18 protein-coding genes are annotated in these 18544 nt (G+C 69.1%); 10 read left to right on the top strand and 8 right to left on the bottom strand.

Annotated features, from left to right (window positions below; genetic code table 11):
• Positions 1–45 precede the first annotated feature (45 nt).
• Positions 46–717 carry a TetR/AcrR family transcriptional regulator gene (locus CJ179_RS27205; RefSeq protein ID WP_083395614.1) on the top strand — a complete coding sequence of 224 codons (672 nt, stop codon included), beginning with the start codon at positions 46–48 and terminating at the stop codon, positions 715–717.
• 203 nt (positions 718–920) lie between these two features.
• Here the strand turns inward: CJ179_RS27205 and CJ179_RS27210 are convergent, their stop codons facing one another.
• Positions 921–1976: an adenylate/guanylate cyclase domain-containing protein gene (locus CJ179_RS27210; protein ID WP_179377647.1), complete on the bottom strand. Its 1056-nt coding sequence runs from the start codon at positions 1974–1976 to the stop codon at positions 921–923.
• Between the two features lie 164 nt (positions 1977–2140).
• Between CJ179_RS27210 and CJ179_RS27215 the strand changes: the two genes are divergently transcribed.
• Both CJ179_RS27215 and CJ179_RS27220 read left to right on the top strand, forming a co-directional pair.
• Entirely contained in the window at positions 2141–2857 is a 717-nt protein-coding gene (locus CJ179_RS27215) for a DUF6319 family protein (protein WP_095863422.1), read from the top strand.
• A gap of 121 nt (positions 2858–2978) precedes the next feature.
• A complete protein-coding gene (locus tag CJ179_RS27220) occupies positions 2979–3632 on the top strand; it encodes a S1 family peptidase (RefSeq protein ID WP_095863423.1) in 654 nt (217 codons plus the stop codon).
• 66 nt (positions 3633–3698) lie between these two features.
• Here the strand turns inward: CJ179_RS27220 and ilvD are convergent, their stop codons facing one another.
• Positions 3699–5393: a dihydroxy-acid dehydratase gene (gene ilvD, locus CJ179_RS27225; RefSeq protein WP_095863424.1), complete on the bottom strand. Its 1695-nt coding sequence runs from the start codon at positions 5391–5393 to the stop codon at positions 3699–3701.
• Between the two features lie 37 nt (positions 5394–5430).
• Positions 5431–5997 (bottom strand): TIGR03086 family metal-binding protein, encoded by a 567-nt coding sequence (locus tag CJ179_RS27230; protein WP_095863425.1) that lies wholly within the window; start codon positions 5995–5997, stop codon positions 5431–5433.
• Positions 5998–6080: 83 nt separating this feature from the next.
• Between CJ179_RS27230 and CJ179_RS27235 the strand changes: the two genes are divergently transcribed.
• The 4 genes from CJ179_RS27235 to CJ179_RS27250 all read left to right on the top strand — a co-directional run bounded on the left by CJ179_RS27235 (position 6081) and on the right by CJ179_RS27250 (position 10976).
• Positions 6081–7079 (top strand): aldo/keto reductase, encoded by a 999-nt coding sequence (locus tag CJ179_RS27235; RefSeq protein ID WP_095863426.1) that lies wholly within the window; start codon positions 6081–6083, stop codon positions 7077–7079.
• 45 nt (positions 7080–7124) lie between these two features.
• On the top strand, positions 7125–8402 hold the full coding sequence (locus tag CJ179_RS27240) for a nitrate/nitrite transporter (protein ID WP_072944652.1): 1278 nt from the start codon (positions 7125–7127) through the stop codon (positions 8400–8402).
• Positions 8403–8484: 82 nt separating this feature from the next.
• Positions 8485–10065, top strand: coding sequence for an FAD-binding oxidoreductase (locus tag CJ179_RS27245; protein ID WP_072944881.1), 1581 nt, complete (start codon positions 8485–8487; stop codon positions 10063–10065).
• Entirely contained in the window at positions 10062–10976 is a 915-nt protein-coding gene (locus tag CJ179_RS27250) for a diacylglycerol kinase (protein ID WP_095863427.1), read from the top strand. The genes CJ179_RS27245 and CJ179_RS27250 overlap by 4 nt, the downstream gene beginning before the upstream one ends.
• 4 nt (positions 10977–10980) lie before the next feature.
• Here the strand turns inward: CJ179_RS27250 and CJ179_RS27255 are convergent, their stop codons facing one another.
• Both CJ179_RS27255 and CJ179_RS27260 read right to left on the bottom strand, forming a co-directional pair.
• On the bottom strand, positions 10981–11364 hold the full coding sequence (locus CJ179_RS27255) for an RNA-binding S4 domain-containing protein (RefSeq protein WP_072944648.1): 384 nt from the start codon (positions 11362–11364) through the stop codon (positions 10981–10983).
• Between the two features lie 34 nt (positions 11365–11398).
• Positions 11399–12889: an MFS transporter gene (locus CJ179_RS27260; protein WP_095863428.1), complete on the bottom strand. Its 1491-nt coding sequence runs from the start codon at positions 12887–12889 to the stop codon at positions 11399–11401.
• Between the two features lie 115 nt (positions 12890–13004).
• Here CJ179_RS27260 and CJ179_RS27265 point away from each other — a divergent pair, with 115 nt between their 5' ends.
• Together CJ179_RS27265 and CJ179_RS27270 are read left to right on the top strand one after the other, a co-directional pair.
• Complete coding sequence (locus CJ179_RS27265; RefSeq protein WP_072944644.1) at positions 13005–13460, top strand: GNAT family N-acetyltransferase; 456 nt, start codon at positions 13005–13007, stop codon at positions 13458–13460.
• Positions 13461–13513: 53 nt separating this feature from the next.
• Entirely contained in the window at positions 13514–13933 is a 420-nt protein-coding gene (locus tag CJ179_RS27270; protein WP_072944643.1) for a hypothetical protein, read from the top strand.
• 12 nt (positions 13934–13945) lie between these two features.
• On the opposite strand, the gene CJ179_RS27275 is transcribed toward CJ179_RS27270, so the two are convergent.
• The gene (locus tag CJ179_RS27275; RefSeq protein WP_072944641.1) at positions 13946–15391 is read right to left on the bottom strand and encodes an MFS transporter; all 1446 of its coding nucleotides are present in this window, start codon (positions 15389–15391) and stop codon (positions 13946–13948) included.
• Between the two features lie 86 nt (positions 15392–15477).
• The gene (locus CJ179_RS27280) at positions 15478–16722 is read right to left on the bottom strand and encodes a hypothetical protein (protein ID WP_095863429.1); all 1245 of its coding nucleotides are present in this window, start codon (positions 16720–16722) and stop codon (positions 15478–15480) included.
• 90 nt (positions 16723–16812) lie between these two features.
• Between CJ179_RS27280 and ubiG the strand changes: the two genes are divergently transcribed.
• Entirely contained in the window at positions 16813–17652 is an 840-nt protein-coding gene (gene ubiG / locus CJ179_RS27285; RefSeq protein ID WP_072944637.1) for a bifunctional 2-polyprenyl-6-hydroxyphenol methylase/3-demethylubiquinol 3-O-methyltransferase UbiG, read from the top strand.
• Here the strand turns inward: ubiG and CJ179_RS27290 are convergent.
• Positions 17643–18491 carry a 3-hydroxybutyryl-CoA dehydrogenase gene (locus tag CJ179_RS27290; RefSeq protein ID WP_072944635.1) on the bottom strand — a complete coding sequence of 283 codons (849 nt, stop codon included), beginning with the start codon at positions 18489–18491 and terminating at the stop codon, positions 17643–17645. The genes ubiG and CJ179_RS27290 overlap by 10 nt on opposite strands.
• Between the last annotated feature and the right edge of the window lie 53 nt (positions 18492–18544).

Raw genomic sequence — 18544 nt, forward strand, 5'->3', positions numbered from 1 at the left:
TAGACTGACAGTTCACAAGAGGTCGGGCAGTGGCAGGAACGGGCGGTGCAGATGACCGAGCAGGATCCCCGCAGGCAGCGCTCGCGTGCGCGACTTCTCGACGCCGCGACAACTCTCCTCGCGAAGGGCGGCACGGACGCCGTCACCATCGACGCCGTCACCACGCTGGCGAAGGTGGCTCGTGCCACGCTCTACCGGCATTTCGACAACGGCACCGAATTGGTGGCCGCGGCGTTCGGGCGGCTGATTCCGCCGGCCCCGACGGTGCCCGCCGAAGGCGACCTCCGCGACCGGCTGGTCGAGTTGATGGTCAGTCAGGCGAAACTCATCGAGAGTGCCCCCATGAACGTGACGGCGATGTGCTGGCTGGGCATGGGCCCCGCGCTGGACGACTACTCGAGCGCGGACGCCGCCCAGTCGGACAAACCGGAACTGCGGACGCTCCGGCAGACGATCGTCGCGCAGTACCGGGCGGCGTTCGACCAGGTCTTCGGCACACCCGAGGCGGCGGAACGCCTCGGAAAATTCGACTACGACCTCGCCCTCGCCCAGCTTCTCGGACCGCTCGTCTTCACCCGGCTCGCCACCCTCACCCCGCTCGGACGCACCGCGTGTGAGCAGATCGTCGACGACTTCCTCGCGGCACGCGCCGCGCAGGTCGAAGCCGGTGCCCGGCCGCCGGCGCTGCACGAGATACCGCCTGCTCAGGCATTATGACGTCGACAGCTCAGGCTGTCGTCATTACCGTGGCAGTGCGCGCGGCACCCGACGCCGCGCCTGTCTGATGAATGGTGTGGGAAGGTTTTTCGATGATCACTGATGCACTCAACTGGCTCCTCGGTGCGTGGGGCGGCGTCGCCGCCGGCAGCAGCGGATACTCCATCCCGCCCGGAACCCTTCCCTTCGGAAGCTGACGCTCGTCAGGCGTCCCGGTTCCGGCGCAGCACGAACTGCTCGAGCCTGCGTATCCCTCGAACGCGTCGTGGGCGTAGCTGTTTGAGGTAGTAATCGGGAGCGCCGTCGAGTTCGTGGGCGAGTTCCTCGTCGATCAGCACCGTGCCGGGACGCGCCGAACCGGTGAGTCGCGCCGCGGTGTTGACGACGGAACCGTAGAGGTCGCCGAACCGGACGAGAACCGGACCCATCGCCAGACCGACCCGCAGTTCGGGGTCCGTCTCGTCCGGCAGGACCCGCTCCTGGAGTTGCAGGGCGATTTCCGCCGCATCGGCCGGCGATTCGACGGCGAACATCACCTCGTCGCCGACCGTTTTCACCACCCACCCCTGATGCCCGCCGATCACCGTCGTCGAGGCCGACTCGAAGCGTTCCAGCAGGTCCGCGAGATCCCGGGCACCGAGCTGACGCGTCAGGGACGTATATCCGACGATGTCCGCGAATCCGACCACCAGGGTCCGGCTCGCGACCTCCTCACCGGGATTGCCCACGTTGCGGCCCGTGGTCGAGGCGACGTGCCTGCGCCACACGTACGCCTGCAGCGACTCGACCGCCGGAAGGATCTCGGCGGTGAGTCCCCGCACCTGCTCCCGGATCGCCTGCTCGTCGCTGCCCGCCGAGCCCGCGAGTTGATCGACGATGTGCGTGCTGATCAGCGACACCTGCCATTCGGCGAGCCGCGACAACGACTGGCCCAGAGCGCGGGCCGCCGCCACTTCGCGTTCCGGTGAGATGATCCCCCGGTCGACGAGTGACGCGATGGTCCTCAGCGCGGCGGCGTCCCCCTCGGTGAACATGACGCTGTCCGGGTCGATGTCGACCGCGAACCCCATCGACACCCACAGGCGGTCCGCTCGCTCGACCGATACGCCCGCGATATCGGCGATCTCGGCCCGCGTGTACCGGCGGGGCCCACCCAGCAGCGACTCCTCGAGATCGGCCTGGACGTCGCGGAGCAGGGTCGGTGAGATCTCCGTCGGCGCTGCCGTCTCGTCGCCGTTTTCCGGTGCTTCCGAGGTCACGTCGTTCCTCTCGATATCTTCGATGCGCACGCGCTGTCGCTCGTGCGACCATCGCCCTCAATCTGCCACTGTGCGAGCCCGTCCGATGCGGAACCGTCGGTGGTGTGTGCAAGAGTTGCGGTGCTCACGAGCGTAACCAGGAGACAGACCAGAAAGGACAGCGCATGCCGCCCCGTAGACGTTCCGGCGCCGCCGCACCGGATCACCTGACCGCGGAGAATCTCGAGACCCTCGCTGCCGCGATCGCGGAAGGCAAGCGGGCCACCGTGTATCTGCGCGACGCGATGCCCAGCCTCGGGCTCGAGGCCGGAGCCTCGGCCAAAGTCATCTCCGTGCAAGGCAATACGGTCTTGATCCGCCCCAAGGGTGTCGACGACGAGCTCCCCTTCGAAGCCGAGGAGCTTCTGATGAGACGAATTCCGGCGCCCAAGCCGGCGCCCGCCGCCAAGTCCGCCCCCGCAGCGCCGGTCGTGCACCAGGAGATCGAACCGGGTCCGCCGCCCGCCCCCAAGACGCCCGCGGCGAAGACCGTCGCGGTGCCGCAACCGGCCGCCGCCGCGGTCCCGAAACCCGCCGCGGCACCGGCCAAACGCACCGCCAAGAGGGTGCCGGCCGGAGTCAGCGTCACCATCCATGCCGGCGCCGACAACGACTGGAGCGTCACCGTCGCGCACGGAGCCAAGCGTCCCGGTAAGGCCGTCCCCGTGTCACCGGACGCCGTCGAGCGTGCCGTCCGGGAACTCGGCGAGGAGACGGCGATCGAGGCCGTCGAGTCGATCATCGTGGCGGCCCGCAACCTCGCCGCCGCCCGGGTCGACGAGCTGAGCCGGCAACTCGAGGACGCCCGGAAAGCACTGGAGGCACTCGGCGCCGGCGAGTAGTACCGGAGCGGGCAACGGCCGCGGTCTCTACATCGGCATTCCCCCACGCAGGTCTTGTGCGGGGTGGGATTCTTATGGAGAGACACGCGGCCGTCGGGGCTCATCCGGGAAGGTTCGAAAAATGTTGAAACGATTCGCGGCGGTTGTTGCGGCGACAGCGGGAATTCTGGGATTCGTTGCGGCAGGGACCGCGACAGCAGCTCCGGCCGCCGTCATGGGGGGCGGTTCGGGGATCGTGGTGAACGACGAACTGGTCTGTTCACTCACCACCATCGGGCACGACAATGCGGGCAGGCTCGTCGGCCTGACGGCGGGCCACTGCGGTGAGGTCGGCTCGTACGTGGTGCCCGAGGCCAGTCAGGACAGCGGCATCATCGGGAAGTTCGTCATCTCCAACCCCGCGCTCGACTACGCGGTGATCCAGTTCGATCCGGCGAAGGTCGTCCCGGTCAACCGGGTCGGCGGCGTCACCATCACCCGGATCGGCGCCCCGGCAGCGTTCCCGCAGGTGGCGTGCAAGGAAGGTCGAACCACGGGCAACACGTGCGGCATCGTCTACGGCGACCTCATGCAGACGGGGGAGACGTGGACCCAGGCCTGCGTGATCGAAGGTGACTCGGGCGCACCGATGGTCGTCGGCACCACCCTCGTCGCCATGGTCAACGCCTACCTCGCCGCCCCGTGCATCGGCCCGGAGATCGGCACCAACCTCAACTCGATCGTCGCCGACATGAACGCGAACGCCGGTCCCGGCGCCGGGTTCCGGCCCATCTAGGCCCTTCGGGCCCGTGCGCCTTTTTGGTAGCCAGGACAACCAGAAAGGCGCACGGGCGCGGAGCGCCTATCCGCAGACGGCGCCGCCCGAGGCGGAACCGACGAGCTTCGTGTACTTGGCCAGGACCCCGCGGGTATAGCGCGGGGGCAGGGGTTCCCACTCGCTCTTGCGGCCGGCGAGTTCCTTCTCGTCGACGAGCAATTCCAGCGTGCCCTTTCCGACGTCCAGGCGGATCTGGTCGCCGTCGCGGACGAACGCGATCGGACCGCCGTCGACGGCCTCCGGTGCCACGTGCCCGACGCACAGGCCGGTGGTGCCGCCGGAGAATCGGCCGTCGGTGAGCAGCAGGACGTCCTTGCCCAGGCCTGCGCCCTTGATGGCGCCGGTGATCGCGAGCATCTCGCGCATGCCGGGACCGCCCTTGGGTCCCTCGTAGCGGATGACCACGACGTCGCCGTTCGTGATCGTGCCGTCCTCCAGAGCATCCATCGCGGCCCGCTCCCGTTCGAAGACTCGGGCGGTGCCGGTGAAGACGTCGGAGTCGAACCCGGCCGACTTCACCACCGCGCCGCCCGGGGCGAGGGAACCCTTGAGGATCGTGATCCCGCCGGTCGGGTGGATGGGCGAGCTCATCGCGCGGAGCACCTTGCCGTCCGGGTCGGGCGGCGCGATGTCGGCCAGGTTCTCGGCCATGGTCTTGCCGGTGACGGTGAGGCAGTCGCCGTGCAGCATCCCGGCGTCGAGCAGGGCCTTCATGATGACGGGGACACCGCCGATGTGGTCGACGTCCTTCATCACGTGCTTGCCGAACGGTTTGACGTCCGCGAGGTGCGGGACGCGCGCGCCGACGCGGGAGAAGTCGTCGAGGGTCAGTTCGACATCGGCTTCGCTCGCGATCGCCAGCAGGTGCAGGACGGCGTTCGTGGAACCGCCGAACGCCATCACCACGGCGATGGCGTTCTCGAACGCCTCCTTGGTGAGGATGTCCCTGGCGGTGATGCCGCGGCGGAGCAGTTCGACGACGGCCTCACCGCTGCGCCTCGCGAACCCGTCGCGACGACGGTCGGTGGCGGGCGGGGAGGCGCTGCCGGGCAGCGACATGCCGAGTGCCTCGGCGGCACTGGCCATCGTGTTCGCGGTGTACATTCCGCCGCACGCGCCCTCGCCGGGGCAGATGGCGCGCTCGATGGCGTCGACGTCCTCGCGGCTCATCAGTCCGCGCGAACAGGCGCCGACCGCCTCGAACGCGTCGATGATGGTGACGTCGAGTTCGGTGCCGTCGGACAGCTTGGCGACCCCCGGCAGGATCGACCCCGCGTAGAGGAACACGCTCGCGAGGTCGAGGCGGGCCGCGGCCATCAGCATGCCGGGCAGCGACTTGTCGCAACCGGCGAGCAGCACCGATCCGTCGAGGCGTTCGGCCTGCATCACCGTTTCCACGCTGTCGGCGATCACCTCACGGGACACGAGGGAGAAGTGCATGCCCTCGTGTCCCATCGAGATGCCGTCGGAGACGGAGATGGTGCCGAACTCGAGGGGATACCCGCCCGCGGCGTGGACGCCGTCCTTGACGGCCTTCGCGAGCCGGTCGAGCGACAGGTTGCAGGGGGTGATCTCGTTCCACGACGACGCCACACCGATCTGGGATTTTCCCCAGTCGTCGTCGCCCATGCCCACCGCACGGAGCATGCCGCGTGCTGCGGTCTTCTCCAGTCCGTCGGTGACGTCGCGGCTGCGGGGTTTCGGATCCGGAGTACTCATGCATCCCAGCGTAGGCGGGACCCTCGGCGGCGGTTGGTTAAATGCGTTGCCGGGGATCGCGACCGGTCAGGGCGATCAGGCGATCCTGCAGCGGTGCGTCGGCGGGTACGTCGACGGGGTCGGCGAACAGTCCGCTCTCGGAGAGCATCTCGCGTTGGCCGTCGAGGTCCGACCAGACCCCGGCGACGAGTTGCGGGTCGAGCGTGTCGTCGGATCCGGTGGCTTTGGCGAGGTCCCAGGCGTGGATGGTGACGTCGGCGGTCTGCTGCCTCAGGTACGGCTCGAGCGGCACCGTGCCGTAGGACAGATGCACGTGCGTCTGCGGGTCGGTCGACGACCACGCGCGGATGGCCGCGTCCGAATACCGCTGCCATTCCGCCCGCATGTCGCCGTGCAGGGGTTCGATGTCCGGGGTCGCCTCGCCGACCGTCTTCCCGGCGAGCAACGGGGGAACCCACTGCTGTTCCTCGATGACGTGCCGCACCAGGTGGGTGACGTCCCATTCGCCGTCCGGTGTCGGCGCCGACCAGTCGGTGATCGCGGCGACCCGCGCACCGAACTCGCGGTGGGCGATGCGGGCGAGTTCGAACCAGTCGAATGCCATGCCTTCAGGGTAGAGGCAGCCGGGTCACGATCAGCGCGATTCCAAACGATGCACCTGGCGGGGTGCTCGGGAAGGATGGGCGCATGACCAACATCCCCACCGTGCAGTTGTCCGAAGGCCTCACCGTCAGCGCGCAGGGCTACGGCGCCATGTCCGTCGCCCCCGTGTACGGCCCCGTCGATCCCGCGGAGGCGCTCGCGACCCTCCACCACGCCATCGACATCGGAGTGACGTTCATCGACACGGCCAATGTGTACGGCGACGGCGCGAGCGAGATCGCGGTGGGCACGGTGCTGAAGGAACGCCGCGACGAGGTGCAGTTGGCCACCAAGTTCGGTCTCGTCGGCAACATCGCGAACGGCAGGCGCAGCATCAACGGCAAGCCCGAGTACGTGGGGCAGGCCCTCGACGAATCGCTGAGCCGGCTCGGTGTCGACACCGTCGACCTGTACTACCTGCACCGCGTCGACCCCGAGGTGCCCATCGAGGACACCGTCGGCGCGATCGCGGAACAGGTGAAGGCGGGGAAGGTCCGCCACATCGGACTGTCGGAGGCGACCGGCGACGAACTCCGTCGCGCGTCGCGGGTGCATCCCATCGCCGCGATCCAGAGCGAGTGGAGCATCTGGAGTCGCGACGTCGAGAAGCACGTGGTGCCCGCGGCGGCGGAACTGGGCATCGGCTTCGTGCCGTACTCGCCCGTGGGCCGGGGCTTCCTCACCGGAACGTACGACCCGGCCGTGCTGGGCGACAAGGACCTGCGTCGCCGGTTCCCGCGTTTCGGGGACGACGCGCTGCCGTCGAACCTGAAGGTGCTCGACGTCGTCCGCGAGGTGGCCGCCGAGCTCGACGCGACGCCCGCCCAGGTGTCGCTGGCGTGGCTGGACGCGAAGGGCCGCGAGTTCGGGTTGCCGTCCGTGTCGATTCCCGGCACCCGGTTCGCGGCCCGTGTGACGGAGAACGCAGGTGCGGTCGCGCTCACCCTGACCGAGGGGCAGATCGCCCGTCTGGACCTGCTCGCGGACCTCACCGTCGGCGAGCGCACGGCCGATCCGACCTGGGTGTCGCTGGGCCGCGAGTGACTTCACCCAGCGGGTAATACCTGCTGGCGGGTAGTTTGATCTGCGATGAGCAGAGTGTGGTTGGTGTGGGGCGTCGGGGTTGTCGCATATATCGTCGCCGTCCTGCATCGAACCTCGTTCGGTGTGTCGGGGCTCGCGGCGTCGGAACGATTTTCGATCAGTCCGAGTGTGCTGTCGAGTTTCGTCGTACTCCAGATCGTGGTGTACGCGGGGATGCAGATCCCGGCCGGTGTGCTCCTCGACCGGTACGGGTCGCGGGTCATGATCGCCGCCGGCGCGCTCATCATGGCGTCGGCGCAGATGTTGCTCGCGCTCACCGAATCGCTGCCGCTGGCCGTCGCCGCGCGCGTGTTCGTCGGCGTCGGCGATGCGATGACGTTCATCTCCGTGCTGCGCCTGGTGCCGCAATGGTTCGCGCCGCGGCGGGTCCCGCTCGTGTCCCAGCTGACGGGCATCTTCGGTCAGATCGGTCAGATCCTGTCGGCGCTGCCGTTGATGCTGCTGCTGAACGGGCCGGGCTGGAGTTTCGCGTACGGCACGGCGGCGTCGCTCGGGTTGCTGTCCTTCGTGCTGGCAGTGTCCGTCATCCGCAACGCCCCGCCCGGTCTCGAGGTGGTGGCCGCACCCGCCGGACTGCGGGAGGTGGGAACGCAGATCCGCGCGGTGTGGCGGCGGCACGGCACCCGGCTGGGCTTCTTCACCCACATGGGCACGCAGTTCTCGATGACGACGTTCGCCCTGCTGTGGGGTGTGCCGTACCTGAGGTCGGCGCAGGGGTTGTCGGCGGCCGAGGCCGGTTCGCTGCTCACGCTGTCGGTGATCTCGGCGATCGTGGCCGGGCCGATCATCGGCATCCTCAGCGGCCGGTTCCCGATGCGCCGCTCGTATCTGGTGCTGGCGATCATGATCAGCAACGCGGCGATGTGGACCGTCGTGCTGGCACTGCCGGGCCCGGCGCCGATCTGGTTGCTGGCACTTCTGGTGATGGTGATCTCGGTGGGCGGCCCCGGTTCGATGATCGGCTTCGACTACGCCCGCATGTTCAACCCCAGTACCAGCATGGGAACCGCGCAGGGAATGGTCAACATCGGCGGCTTCCTGGCCTCGTTGCTGGTCATCCAGGCGATGGGGCTCATCCTCGACGCGATGGGCGGGTATTCGTTCGACAGTTTCCGGGTGGCCTGGCTCGTGCAGTATCCCGTCTGGATCGTGGCGATCACCGGGGTTCTGGTGACGCGGGGGAAGACGCGGAAGCAGATGGGACTGGTGCTGCGGCCGATCCGGCAGGTGTGGCGGGAGCGGGGCGATCGCCCGAAGGACTAGTTACACTCTTACATGATGTGTAACACTATAACGCATGAGCAATGAGCGTTCGGAAGATCACGCCGTCCTGACGGCACCCCCGATGCAGTGGGACGCCTGGGGCGCGCCCGAGAAGCACAAGGTCCTCTCGGACGGCATCAAGGGACTGCTGCAGCAGGCCCTCGGCGTCACCATCAGGGAACCCTCCGGCCGGGCGGCCGACGACGCCGTCCTCGCTCCGAGCGCACTCTCCGACCAGCACGTCACCGCGCTCGCGGGCATCGTCGGAGAGCAGTTCGCCAGTACCGCACACACCGACCGGTTGCTGCGTTCCGGCGGCAAGAGCACGCTCGACCTGCTGCGCCGCCGCAGCACCGAACCCCAGAACGCGCCCGACGCCGTCGTCACCCCCGGCACCGACGCCGAGGTCGCCGACGTGCTCCGGTACTGCGCCGCCAACGGCATCGCCGTGGTCCCGTTCGGCGGCGGAACCAGCGTCGTCGGCGGACTCGACCCGGTGCGCGACCGATTCGACGCCGTCGTCTCGCTGGACCTGCGCCGGTTCGACTCGCTGATCGACCTCGACACCGACTCCGGCATCGCGACGCTCGGAGCGGGTGTGACCGGTCCGCTCGCCGAGGAACTGCTCGGCGCGCACGACTTCTCGCTCGGGCACTTCCCGCAGAGTTTCATGTTCGCGACCATCGGCGGTTTCGCGGCCACCCGGTCGTCGGGGCAGGCGTCCGCGGGGTACGGCCGGTTCGAGGACATGGTGCAGGGACTGCGGGTGGTGACCCCCGCCGGAACCCTCGACACGGGGCGTGCCCCGGCGTCCGCGGCAGGCCCGGACCTCGGCGAACTGTTCGTCGGGTCGGAGGGCACGCTCGGCGTCATCACCCGGGTGCGGGTCCGCGTGCACGCGGTCCCGGCCACCACCGTGCGGGAGGGCTGGCGTTTCCCCGACTTCGCGACCGGCGCGGCCGCGCTGCGCGCGCTGCGGCAGGAGGGTGCGGTCCCGACCGTGCTGCGACTGTCCGACGAGGCCGAGACGGCGGTGAACCTGGCGACCACCGACAAGATCGGCGAGGAGACCGTCACCGGCGGCTGCCTGGCGATCACCACGTTCGAGGGCACCGCGGAGCACACCGCGGAACGGACGGCGGAGGCCCGCGCGGTGCTGCAGGCGCGCGGCGGCACGTCCCTGGGCGAGGAACCCGGAAATGGCTGGGAGCACGGCCGTTTCGACGCACCGTACCTGCGCGACTCGCTGCTCGACGCGGGAGCGCTGTGCGAGACGCTGGAAACCGCGACCACGTGGGGCAACCTCGCCGCCCTCCGCGCGGCCGTCACCACCGCGCTGACGGAATCGCTGTCGGCGCAGGGCACCCCGCCGCTCGTCCTCTGCCACATCTCGCACACGTACCCGACGGGCGCCTCGCTGTATTTCACCGTCGTGTCGGCGCAGGCGGACGACCCGATCGAGCAGTGGCGGCGGGCCAAGACCGCCGCCGGGGACGCGATCGTCGCCGCCGGCGGAACCATCACGCACCACCACGCGGTCGGCGTCGACCACCGCCCGTGGATGCGGGACGAGATCGGCGATCTGGGCGTCACGATTCTGCGGGCCGTCAAGGACGCCGTCGATCCCGCGGGAATCCTCAACCCCGGCAAGCTGATTCCGTGAGCACGCAGCAGGTGATCGAGAAGGTCACCGTCCTCGTCAACCCGCTCGCCGGGCACGGCCACGCGCCGGTCGCCGGGCGCAAGGGGGTCGCGCGCCTGCGGGAACGCGGCGTCGCCGTCACCGAAATCATCGGTACGGACGCCGATCACGCGCGCACGCTGGCCCGCCGGGCCATCGACGACGGCACCGACGCGCTCGTCGTCGTCGGGGGAGACGGCGCCATCAGCATCGGGTTGCAGGCGGCGGCGCAGTCCGGGACACCGGTCGGCCTGATCCCGGCAGGCACCGGCAACGACCATGCGCGCGAATTCGGCATCCCCGTCGGCGACCCCGTCGCGGCCGCCGACGTCATCGCCGACGGCGAGGTGCAGGAATCCGACCTCGCCAGGATCACCCTCGACAGCGGTGCGGTCGTGTGGGCGGGCACGATCGTCGCGAGCGGTTTCGACTCACTCGTCACCGACCGCGCCAACCGGATGTCCTGGCCGAAGGGCCCGATGCGGTACAACCTGGCGATGCTCGCCGAACTGACGCAACTCCGCCCGCTGCACTACCGCATCGCACTCGACGACCAGACCTTCGAGGTCGACGCGACACTGGTCGCCGTCGGCAACGGCCGCTCCTACGGCGGCGGGATGCAGATCTGCCCGAACGCGGACAAGACCGACGGACTGCTCGACGTCACCGTCGTCGACTACGGCCGCCGGTCGAGGCTGGTCCGGCTGTTCCCCCGCGTGTACAAGGGCACCCACGTGGAACTCCCCGACGTGCAGACCTACCGCTCGCGGACGGTGCGACTGCAGTGCGACGGCATCACGGCCTACGCGGACGGCGACCGCGTCGGCCCGCTGCCGGTCACCATCGAGGCGGTGCCTGCCGCGCTGCGGATCCTCAGCCACACCCCGGCCTGAGCGGTCACAGCCCGCGCAACCGGTCCATCTCGCGGCGTTCGCGTTTGGTCGGCCTGCCCGCGCCGCGGTCGCGCTGCGGGATGGACGCGAGGACCTCGCGCGGTGGGGGTGGTGGTGTGTTGTCGGTGTAGCACTCGACGGCCACCACCGCGCCCACCCGTTTGGTGATCGGCCGGATCACCTCGACGATCCGTTCGACACCGGCCGCGCGGATGCGGACCTCGTCGCCGGCCTTGACCGGCTGCGCCGGTTTCGCGGTGCTGCCGTTGACCCGCACGTGCCCCGACCTGCACGCGGCCGCCGCCGCGGAACGCGTCTTGAACAGCCGGACCGCCCACGTCCAGCTGTCGACCCGGACGCTCGACGGGTCGGTACCGGAAATCGCCACCCGACCAGGATACGAAAGCGTGCCCGCAGTCGCGTCACCCCTCCGGCGGGGTGGGGCCGGGCCGCGCGAGGGCCGGTTGCACGGCCGGACCGGTGACGTCGCAATGTGGTTTGCATGCAACCGAATCCGGGACGGGACCAAGCGGGGTGGGAGCCGGCGGAGCGGGAGCGCGGATCAGGGCTGCGGCGATGATCGCCCCGACCAGGAGCAGTGCGATGCAGATGTACATCGCGATGCGGAAGCCGTGCGAGAAGCTGGTGGGGTCGATCATGCTTTCGGCGTCGATCCCGGCGATCCCAGGGAGTGCGGCCACCGCCAGCAGTTGGCTGGTGCGCGCGACCGCGTTGTTCACCCCGGACGCGATGCCCGACTGCTCCACCGGGACCGACCCGAGCACGGCGGCGGTCAGCGGCGCGACCATGGCGGACAGTCCGAGACCGAACACGACGACGCCGGGAAGCACGACCGTCCAATAGCTCGCGTCCGGCCCGATCCGCGTCATCAACAGCAGCCCGACCGCTGCGAGGGCGGGCCCGACGGTCATCGGTAGCCGGGGGCCGTGGGTCTGGGCGTAGCTGCCGGCGCGGGAGGAGAACGCCAGCATCGCCAGCGTGATCGGGATGGTGGCGACCCCGGCCTCGATCGGCGAGTATCCGGCCACCAACTGCAACTGCAGGACCAGCAGGAAGAAGACGCCGCCGAGCGCGGCGTACACGGCGAGCGTCACCAGGTTCGCCGCCACGAACATGCGCGACGCGAACAGGCTCGGCGGCACCAGCGCGTTCGGTGAGCGCCGTTCCACCACGACGAACGCGATCAGCGCGACGGCTCCGACCACCCCGGCGATCAGGTTCATCTCGATCAGACCGTAGGTGAGGGCGCCGAGACCGACCACCGCGCACACCGACCCGAGCACGTCGAGGTGATCGGACGGATGCGGGTCCCGGCTCTCGGGGACGTGCCGCATCGACGCCCACACGACGACGACGGCGAGCGGAAGATTGATCAGGAACACCGACCGCCAGCCGGCCACCTCTACCAGCCAGCCGCCCAGCAGAGGTCCGATCGCCCCGGCCACCCCACCGAGCCCCGACCACAGTCCGATCGCGGCGCCGCGGTCGTCCTCGTGAATCGACGCCGAGATCAGTGCGAGGCTGCCGGGGGTCAGCATTGCAGCCCCGACACCCTGCAGAATTCGGGCGATCACGAGCATCGTGATGTCGGGTGCGATGCCGCACAGGAGCGACGCCACCGCGAACCAGACCGTCCCCCAGACGAAGACGCGTCGCCGGCCCCAGCGATCCCCGAGCGCCCCGCCCAGCAGGATCAGCGACGCCAGGGCGAGGGTGTAGCCGCTCAGTACCCACTGCATTCCGGCGACATCCGACCCGAGGTCCTCGCCGATGTGGGGCAGGGCGATGTTCACCACCGTGCCGTCCAGTAGCGCGAGGCTCGAGCCGAGAACGGTGGCGGTGACCACCCACCGCCCCTGGCGGGTGCTCAGGCGCAGAACTGTCTCGGTCATCTCCCCATGGTGCGCTGCGGTCCAGGCAGTGCGGTACTCGTTGCGATTTCTCGCGCCGGCTTCGGCATACTCGACAGCGTTGCCCGGTCGGAAACCGAAAGTCGAGAGCCTGCACGTGTATATCGAAGTCGACGACCTGTCCCGCGAGGACGTGCACGGACTGCTGGCCGAGCACCTGGCGGACATGCGTGCCACGTCGCCGCCCGAGAGCGTTCACGCCCTCGATCTGTCCGGTTTGCGGGACCCCTCGGTCACCGTGTGGACGTTGTGGGACGAGGAGGCCGTGCTGGGAACCGTGGCTCTGCGTGAGCTCTCGGCGGCCGAAGGTGAGATCAAGTCGATGCGGACGGCCACGGAGGCGCGCGGGCGGGGTGTGGCCACCCGGCTCCTCACGCACCTGGTCGACGAGGCGCGGGCACGCGGGTACGTCCGGCTCAGCCTCGAGACCGGCACCGAGGATTTCTTCGCCCCGGCAAGGCGGCTGTACACCGAGCACGGCTTCACCGAATGTCCTCCGTTCGGGGACTACGACAACGATCCGAACAGCATCTTCTTCACACTCGCCCTGTGACGGCTGTGTACGTGCGACACTTTCCGCCACGCACCTCGATATACGGAGAACTCATGGACATCATGCGCAAGGTCGCGGTCGGGGCCGTCGCGGTGGCCGGCCTGTCTTTCTTCGCTGCGGGGACGGCCGCTGCAGACCCGGTACCGGCGCCCATGCCGCCGCCGCTCCCCGCGCCCATGCCGGTCCCGTTGCCTGCCGGCACGTACCTCGGCACCACCAACGTTCTCGGTGGCGACCTGATCTGGAAGGGCAAGACGTTCGGACCCGGATGGGTCATGGACAACTTCGGGGTGTTCTTCCCCTACATCTTCGGCATGACCACCCCGGAACCGGGCGGCTCCCTCGTCACCGACTACAGCCCGTCCGGCCTGAATTTCCTCACCGACCGGATCACCCCGAGGCCGGACGGGACCTACGAGGGCACCGTTTACATCAACGGCAACCCCGTGGCCGGATACGCCCTGCACAAGTAGGGCGGTCGACGGCTATGCCTTCGACGACGCGAGCGGTTCGGTGGGAGCCGTGTTCGGCGGTGTGGGTGCACGTCGGGTGGGAATTGCCACGGTGATGGCCGCGGCGACGAGCGCGACACCGCAACCGATCAGCAGACCGGTCCGGAATCCGCCCTCGGTGGGCAGGGTGTGGCCCGCGACCTGCACGCTCATCTGCGCCAGGACCACGCCGACGACGGCCGCGGACACCGACGTGCCCACCGAACGCATCAGGGAGTTCACGCTGTTCGCGGACGCCGTCGCGGACTGCGGCACGGCGCTCATCACGAGGGCGGGCATCGCGCCGTAGGCGAGACCGACGCCCGCGCCGCAGATGCAGGTCACCACGACCAGACCCCACGTCGACCCCATCAGGAACATCGACGACCCGTAGCCGAGGGCGATGACGAGGCTGCCGACTAGCAGCGTGACCTTCGGTCCGCGGGTCGACGACAGCTTGGCGCCGAACGGGGACACCGCCATCATCATCAGGCCCGACGGGGCCATCCACAGACCCATCGCCAGCATCGACTGTCCCAGGCCGTATCCCGTCGACGCGGGCAACTGCAGGAGTTGCGGAACGATCAGCGACTGGGCGTACATCGCGAAGCCGACGACGACGGACGCGGCGTTGGTCAGCAGCACCTGACGTCCGGCGATGACCCGCAGGTCGACGAGGGGCTGCGGAGTGCGGAGTTCCCACCGGCCCCACGCCGTCAACACGATGATCGTGGCCGCGAACAGGCCGAGGGTGGTGCCGCTCGTCCAGCTCCAGTCGGCGCCCTTGGACACGGCCAGCAGCAGGCACACCAGTCCGACGCCGAGCCCGACCGCCCCGACGGGATCGAAGCGGCCCCGGGTGCCGTGCACCGGGGTGGCGGGCACGAAGTACCAGAGCAGTACGGCGATCACCGCGCTGAGCCCGGCGGCGCCCCAGAACAGCACCCGCCATGAGGCGTTCTCGGCGACCGTCGCGGCGAGCGGCAGGCCGAGGGCACCGCCGATGCCCATCGACGAGCTCATCAGGGCGATGGAGGAGTGCAGGCGCTCGGGCGGCAGCAGGTCCCGCAAGGCGCTGATTCCCAGCGGGATCAGGCCCACCCCGACGCCCTGCAGTCCCCGGCCGATCACCATCGGGGCCAGGGTCGTCGCGAGTGCGCAGACCACCGAGCCCAGGACGAGCGGCACCGTGCAGATCAGCATCATTCGACGCTTGCCGTAGAGGTCGCCGAGACGTCCCGTGACCGGGGTAGCCACCGCGCCGGCGAGCAGCGTCGCGGTGATCACCCAGGATGCGTTGGAGGCGGTCGTGCCGAGGAGTCGGGGCAGGTCACCGATCAGCGGCACCACGAGGGTCTGCATGAGTGCGGCGACGATGCCGGTGAATGCCAGCACGGCGACGAGGCCGCCCGGGCGGACGACGGGCGTCGGACTGTCCACACGAATCTCCTTGACGTTGCGAAACACAATTTGTGCACCCTACACAGTCTATGCATGGTGCACAACATATGTATCCTGCATATTGGTCAGGAGGGGCGTTTTCCGAGGTAGGCCGCGGTGAGGCCGTACGCGACCACGGCGGCCACCGACACTCCCGTGGACGTCCACCCCCACGAGTCCGGCCACGGCGTGGTCCCCGATGTGGTGAGCGGCGTGTACGCCGTCCACCCGTAGTCGACGACCAGGGGGACGGTGAGCGCGGCGGGGATCGCCAGCGCCGCCGCGGTGACCGGTCCGCTCGACGGCACGCTCGACGCGAACGTGTACGTGGCCGCGAGCGGAAGGAGCAGCCACATCGCGCCGAGTTGCAGGTTGTCCCACGGCGGGTGCTCGAACACTGCCGACGCGGCGACCACCGCCAGCGCCGCGATGCCGAGAACCGGCTGGGGGAAACGCCGTCCGAGCACGGCACCCGCGAGTGACAGTGCCGCGGGCAACAGCAGCCACGGCCACGAATCCGGGAACGCGGACCTGCCGATGCCGCCCGTGGCGACGAGCGCCATCGCGGCGAGCAACACGATCCCGGTGCGGCCCTCCAGCCACAGCGCGGCGGCGATCACCACCGCGACGAGGACGATCCCGAACACCCACCGGCCCTTCATTCCGCCGTCGGAGTCCACGTCCCACGCCTGGTGAACGAACCACCAGCACAGCACCAGCCCGACCAGCGGCACCACGATCCCCGCGACGACGGCGCGCCTGCTCACCGCGAGGTCCGCCCGCTCGCCGAAGTCGCCGGATCGCAACGCCACAGCCAAAACCACGGCCGTGAGCGCTAGGACGGCCAGCGCCGCCGCATCGACGGTGTGTCCGGGAAGGTAGTCCGCGTAGCGCCGGGGGAGGGATATCCGGAGATGCTCGATCGGTCCGTCGAGGAGGACCCCGGTGAGGACACCCGCCGCGAGTGCGGTCTGCAACCACTCGAGGTCGGCGGTGGCGCACAGTCCGACGAGACCGCCGAGGAGAAGTCCCGCAGCGACGCCGCCGAGGAACATCTCGAAGTCCCACGGCCTGATCGAACGGGCGACGCCCAGCAGTGCGAGGCCGGCGAACGACAGCGCCGACAGGCCCCGGCGGGCCCGAACCAGCACCGTCACCAGGACTGCGACGACCGCGGCGAGGGTGGCACCGGCGGCGGGATCGAGATACGACGCGTCCAGGACCTCACGGCCCACGACGAAAACGAACCCACCGGACCCGGTGGACGTCAACGCAATTCCCGCGACGAACCCGCCCAGCAGCAGGCACACGTGCGAGATCCGGAAAGTCATCCTCCGAGCATCGCGTACGGGTGTCGGCCTTGAAGTGACCGACGCGCAGGGGAAGGCTGGAGTCGTCGAAGTGCGCTCGGCAGAGAAGGGGTGGTCCGTGTGGTCATCGACAACGACGTCTACAACCGGGTGGGGGAGTCGTGGTGGGAGGAGGACAACCCGCTCAACCTGCTGCACGGAAGCCTGACGCCGGGACGATTCGCCTACTTCCGCAAGGTGCTCGGCCAGACGATCGGTCCTGACTATCGCGGTCTGCGTGCCCTCGACGTCGGGTCGGGTGGAGGGTTCCTCGCGGAGGAGTTCACCCGGATCGGATTCCGCGTGACGGGAATCGATCCGTCCCCGGTGTCGATCGACACCGCCCGCCGTCACGCCGACCGCGCGGAACTCGACATCGAGTACCGCATCGGGTCGGGCGAGCGACTCCCCGTGCCGGACTCCACGTTCGACGTCGTCTACTGCTGCGACGTCCTCGAGCACGTGTCGGATCTGGGCGAAGTGATCGCCGAGACGTCCCGCGTGCTGAAACCCGGCGGCCTGTACCTGTTCGACACCATCAACCGCACATTCGTCAGCAAGCTCGTCGCCATCAAGATCATGCAGGAGTGGCGGATGACGCGGATGTTCGACACCCCCATCCACGACTGGTCGATGTGCATCCGTCCCGCGGAGCTGACGGCGATCCTGGAGCGCCGCGATCTGCGGCTCGGCGAGATCGTCGGGCTCGGGCCGCGGTCGAAGAATCCTCTCCGGCTCCTCGACCTCGCCCGGGCGGGCGGAACCCGGCTCAGCTACGGGGAGTTGAGCCGCCGCCTCGACTTCGGGCAGATCCGGAGCACGGCCATCTCGTACATGGGATACGCCGTCGCGAACGGCGAAAGCCCGCCGCGACAACGCGACGGGCTCCCGGACGGGCGCGATCAGCTGTAGTCGTAGAAGCCCTTGCCGCTCTTCTTGCCGAGGTGCCCGGCATCCACCTTGCGCTTGAGCAGCGTCGGGGGAGCGTAGTGCGGCTCGGCGAACTCCGCGTACAGCGACTCCGCGGCGGCGAGCGTGATGTCGAGACCGACGGTGTCGATCAGCGTCAGCGGGCCCATCGGGTACCCGCAGCCGCCCTTCATGGCCTCGTCGATGTCCTCGGCGGTGGCGTAACCCGACTCGAGCATCCGGACCGCCGACGTGAGGTACGGGATGAGCAGCGCGTTCACGATGAATCCCGCGCGGTCACCGGCTCGCACCGTCTTCTTGCGCAGCGTGTTCTTCGCGTAGTCGGTGACCGCGGTGACGGTCTCCTCCGACGTGACGAGGCTGACCACGATCTCCACCAGCGGCATCACCGGCACCGGGTTGAAGAAATGGACACCCACGACCTGCCCGGGACGCTGCGTGGCGTTGGCCATCTTGATCAGCGGAATGGACGACGTGTTGGACGCGAGGATGCCGGACGGCTTCACGACCTTGTCGAGCTTCTGGAAGATGTCGACCTTGAGGGATTCGATCTCCGGCGCCGCCTCGATGACGAGGTCGCGGTCGGCGAAGTCGTCGATGTCGAGGGTGACCCGCACCCGGGCGAGCGCGGCGTCCGCGGCCTCCTGGTCGAGCTTGCCCGCCTTGACCCCGCGGGCGAGGGACTTCTCGATCCGGGCCTGCGCGGCCTCGGCGAACTCCGGCTTCGTCTCGAGGATGAGAACCGAGCTGCCGGCCTTGATACATACCTCGGCGATGCCGGCACCCATGGTGCCGCCGCCGATCACGCCTACTAGTTCCACAAATTCTCCTCACGTAGCCGTGCGCCTTTCTGGTAGCGGGAACTACCAAAAAG

This window comes from Rhodococcus sp. ACS1 (assembly GCF_002300155.1).
Lineage (GTDB): Bacteria > Actinomycetota > Actinomycetes > Mycobacteriales > Mycobacteriaceae > Rhodococcus_F > Rhodococcus_F koreensis.

Coding starts and splice junctions, on each gene's coding strand:
- CJ179_RS27215 (WP_095863422.1), top strand. CDS start 2,141: ATGCCGCCCCGTAGACGTTCCGGCGCCGCCGCACCGGATCACCTGACC.
- CJ179_RS27245 (WP_072944881.1), top strand. CDS start 8,485: ATGCAGTGGGACGCCTGGGGCGCGCCCGAGAAGCACAAGGTCCTCTCG.
- CJ179_RS27230 (WP_095863425.1), bottom strand. CDS start 5,997: ATGGCATTCGACTGGTTCGAACTCGCCCGCATCGCCCACCGCGAGTTC.
- CJ179_RS27220 (WP_095863423.1), top strand. CDS start 2,979: ATGTTGAAACGATTCGCGGCGGTTGTTGCGGCGACAGCGGGAATTCTG.
- CJ179_RS27270 (WP_072944643.1), top strand. CDS start 13,514: ATGGACATCATGCGCAAGGTCGCGGTCGGGGCCGTCGCGGTGGCCGGC.
- CJ179_RS27260 (WP_095863428.1), bottom strand. CDS start 12,889: ATGACCGAGACAGTTCTGCGCCTGAGCACCCGCCAGGGGCGGTGGGTG.
- CJ179_RS27240 (WP_072944652.1), top strand. CDS start 7,125: ATGAGCAGAGTGTGGTTGGTGTGGGGCGTCGGGGTTGTCGCATATATC.
- CJ179_RS27280 (WP_095863429.1), bottom strand. CDS start 16,722: ATGACTTTCCGGATCTCGCACGTGTGCCTGCTGCTGGGCGGGTTCGTC.
- CJ179_RS27235 (WP_095863426.1), top strand. CDS start 6,081: ATGACCAACATCCCCACCGTGCAGTTGTCCGAAGGCCTCACCGTCAGC.
- ilvD (WP_095863424.1), bottom strand. CDS start 5,393: ATGAGTACTCCGGATCCGAAACCCCGCAGCCGCGACGTCACCGACGGA.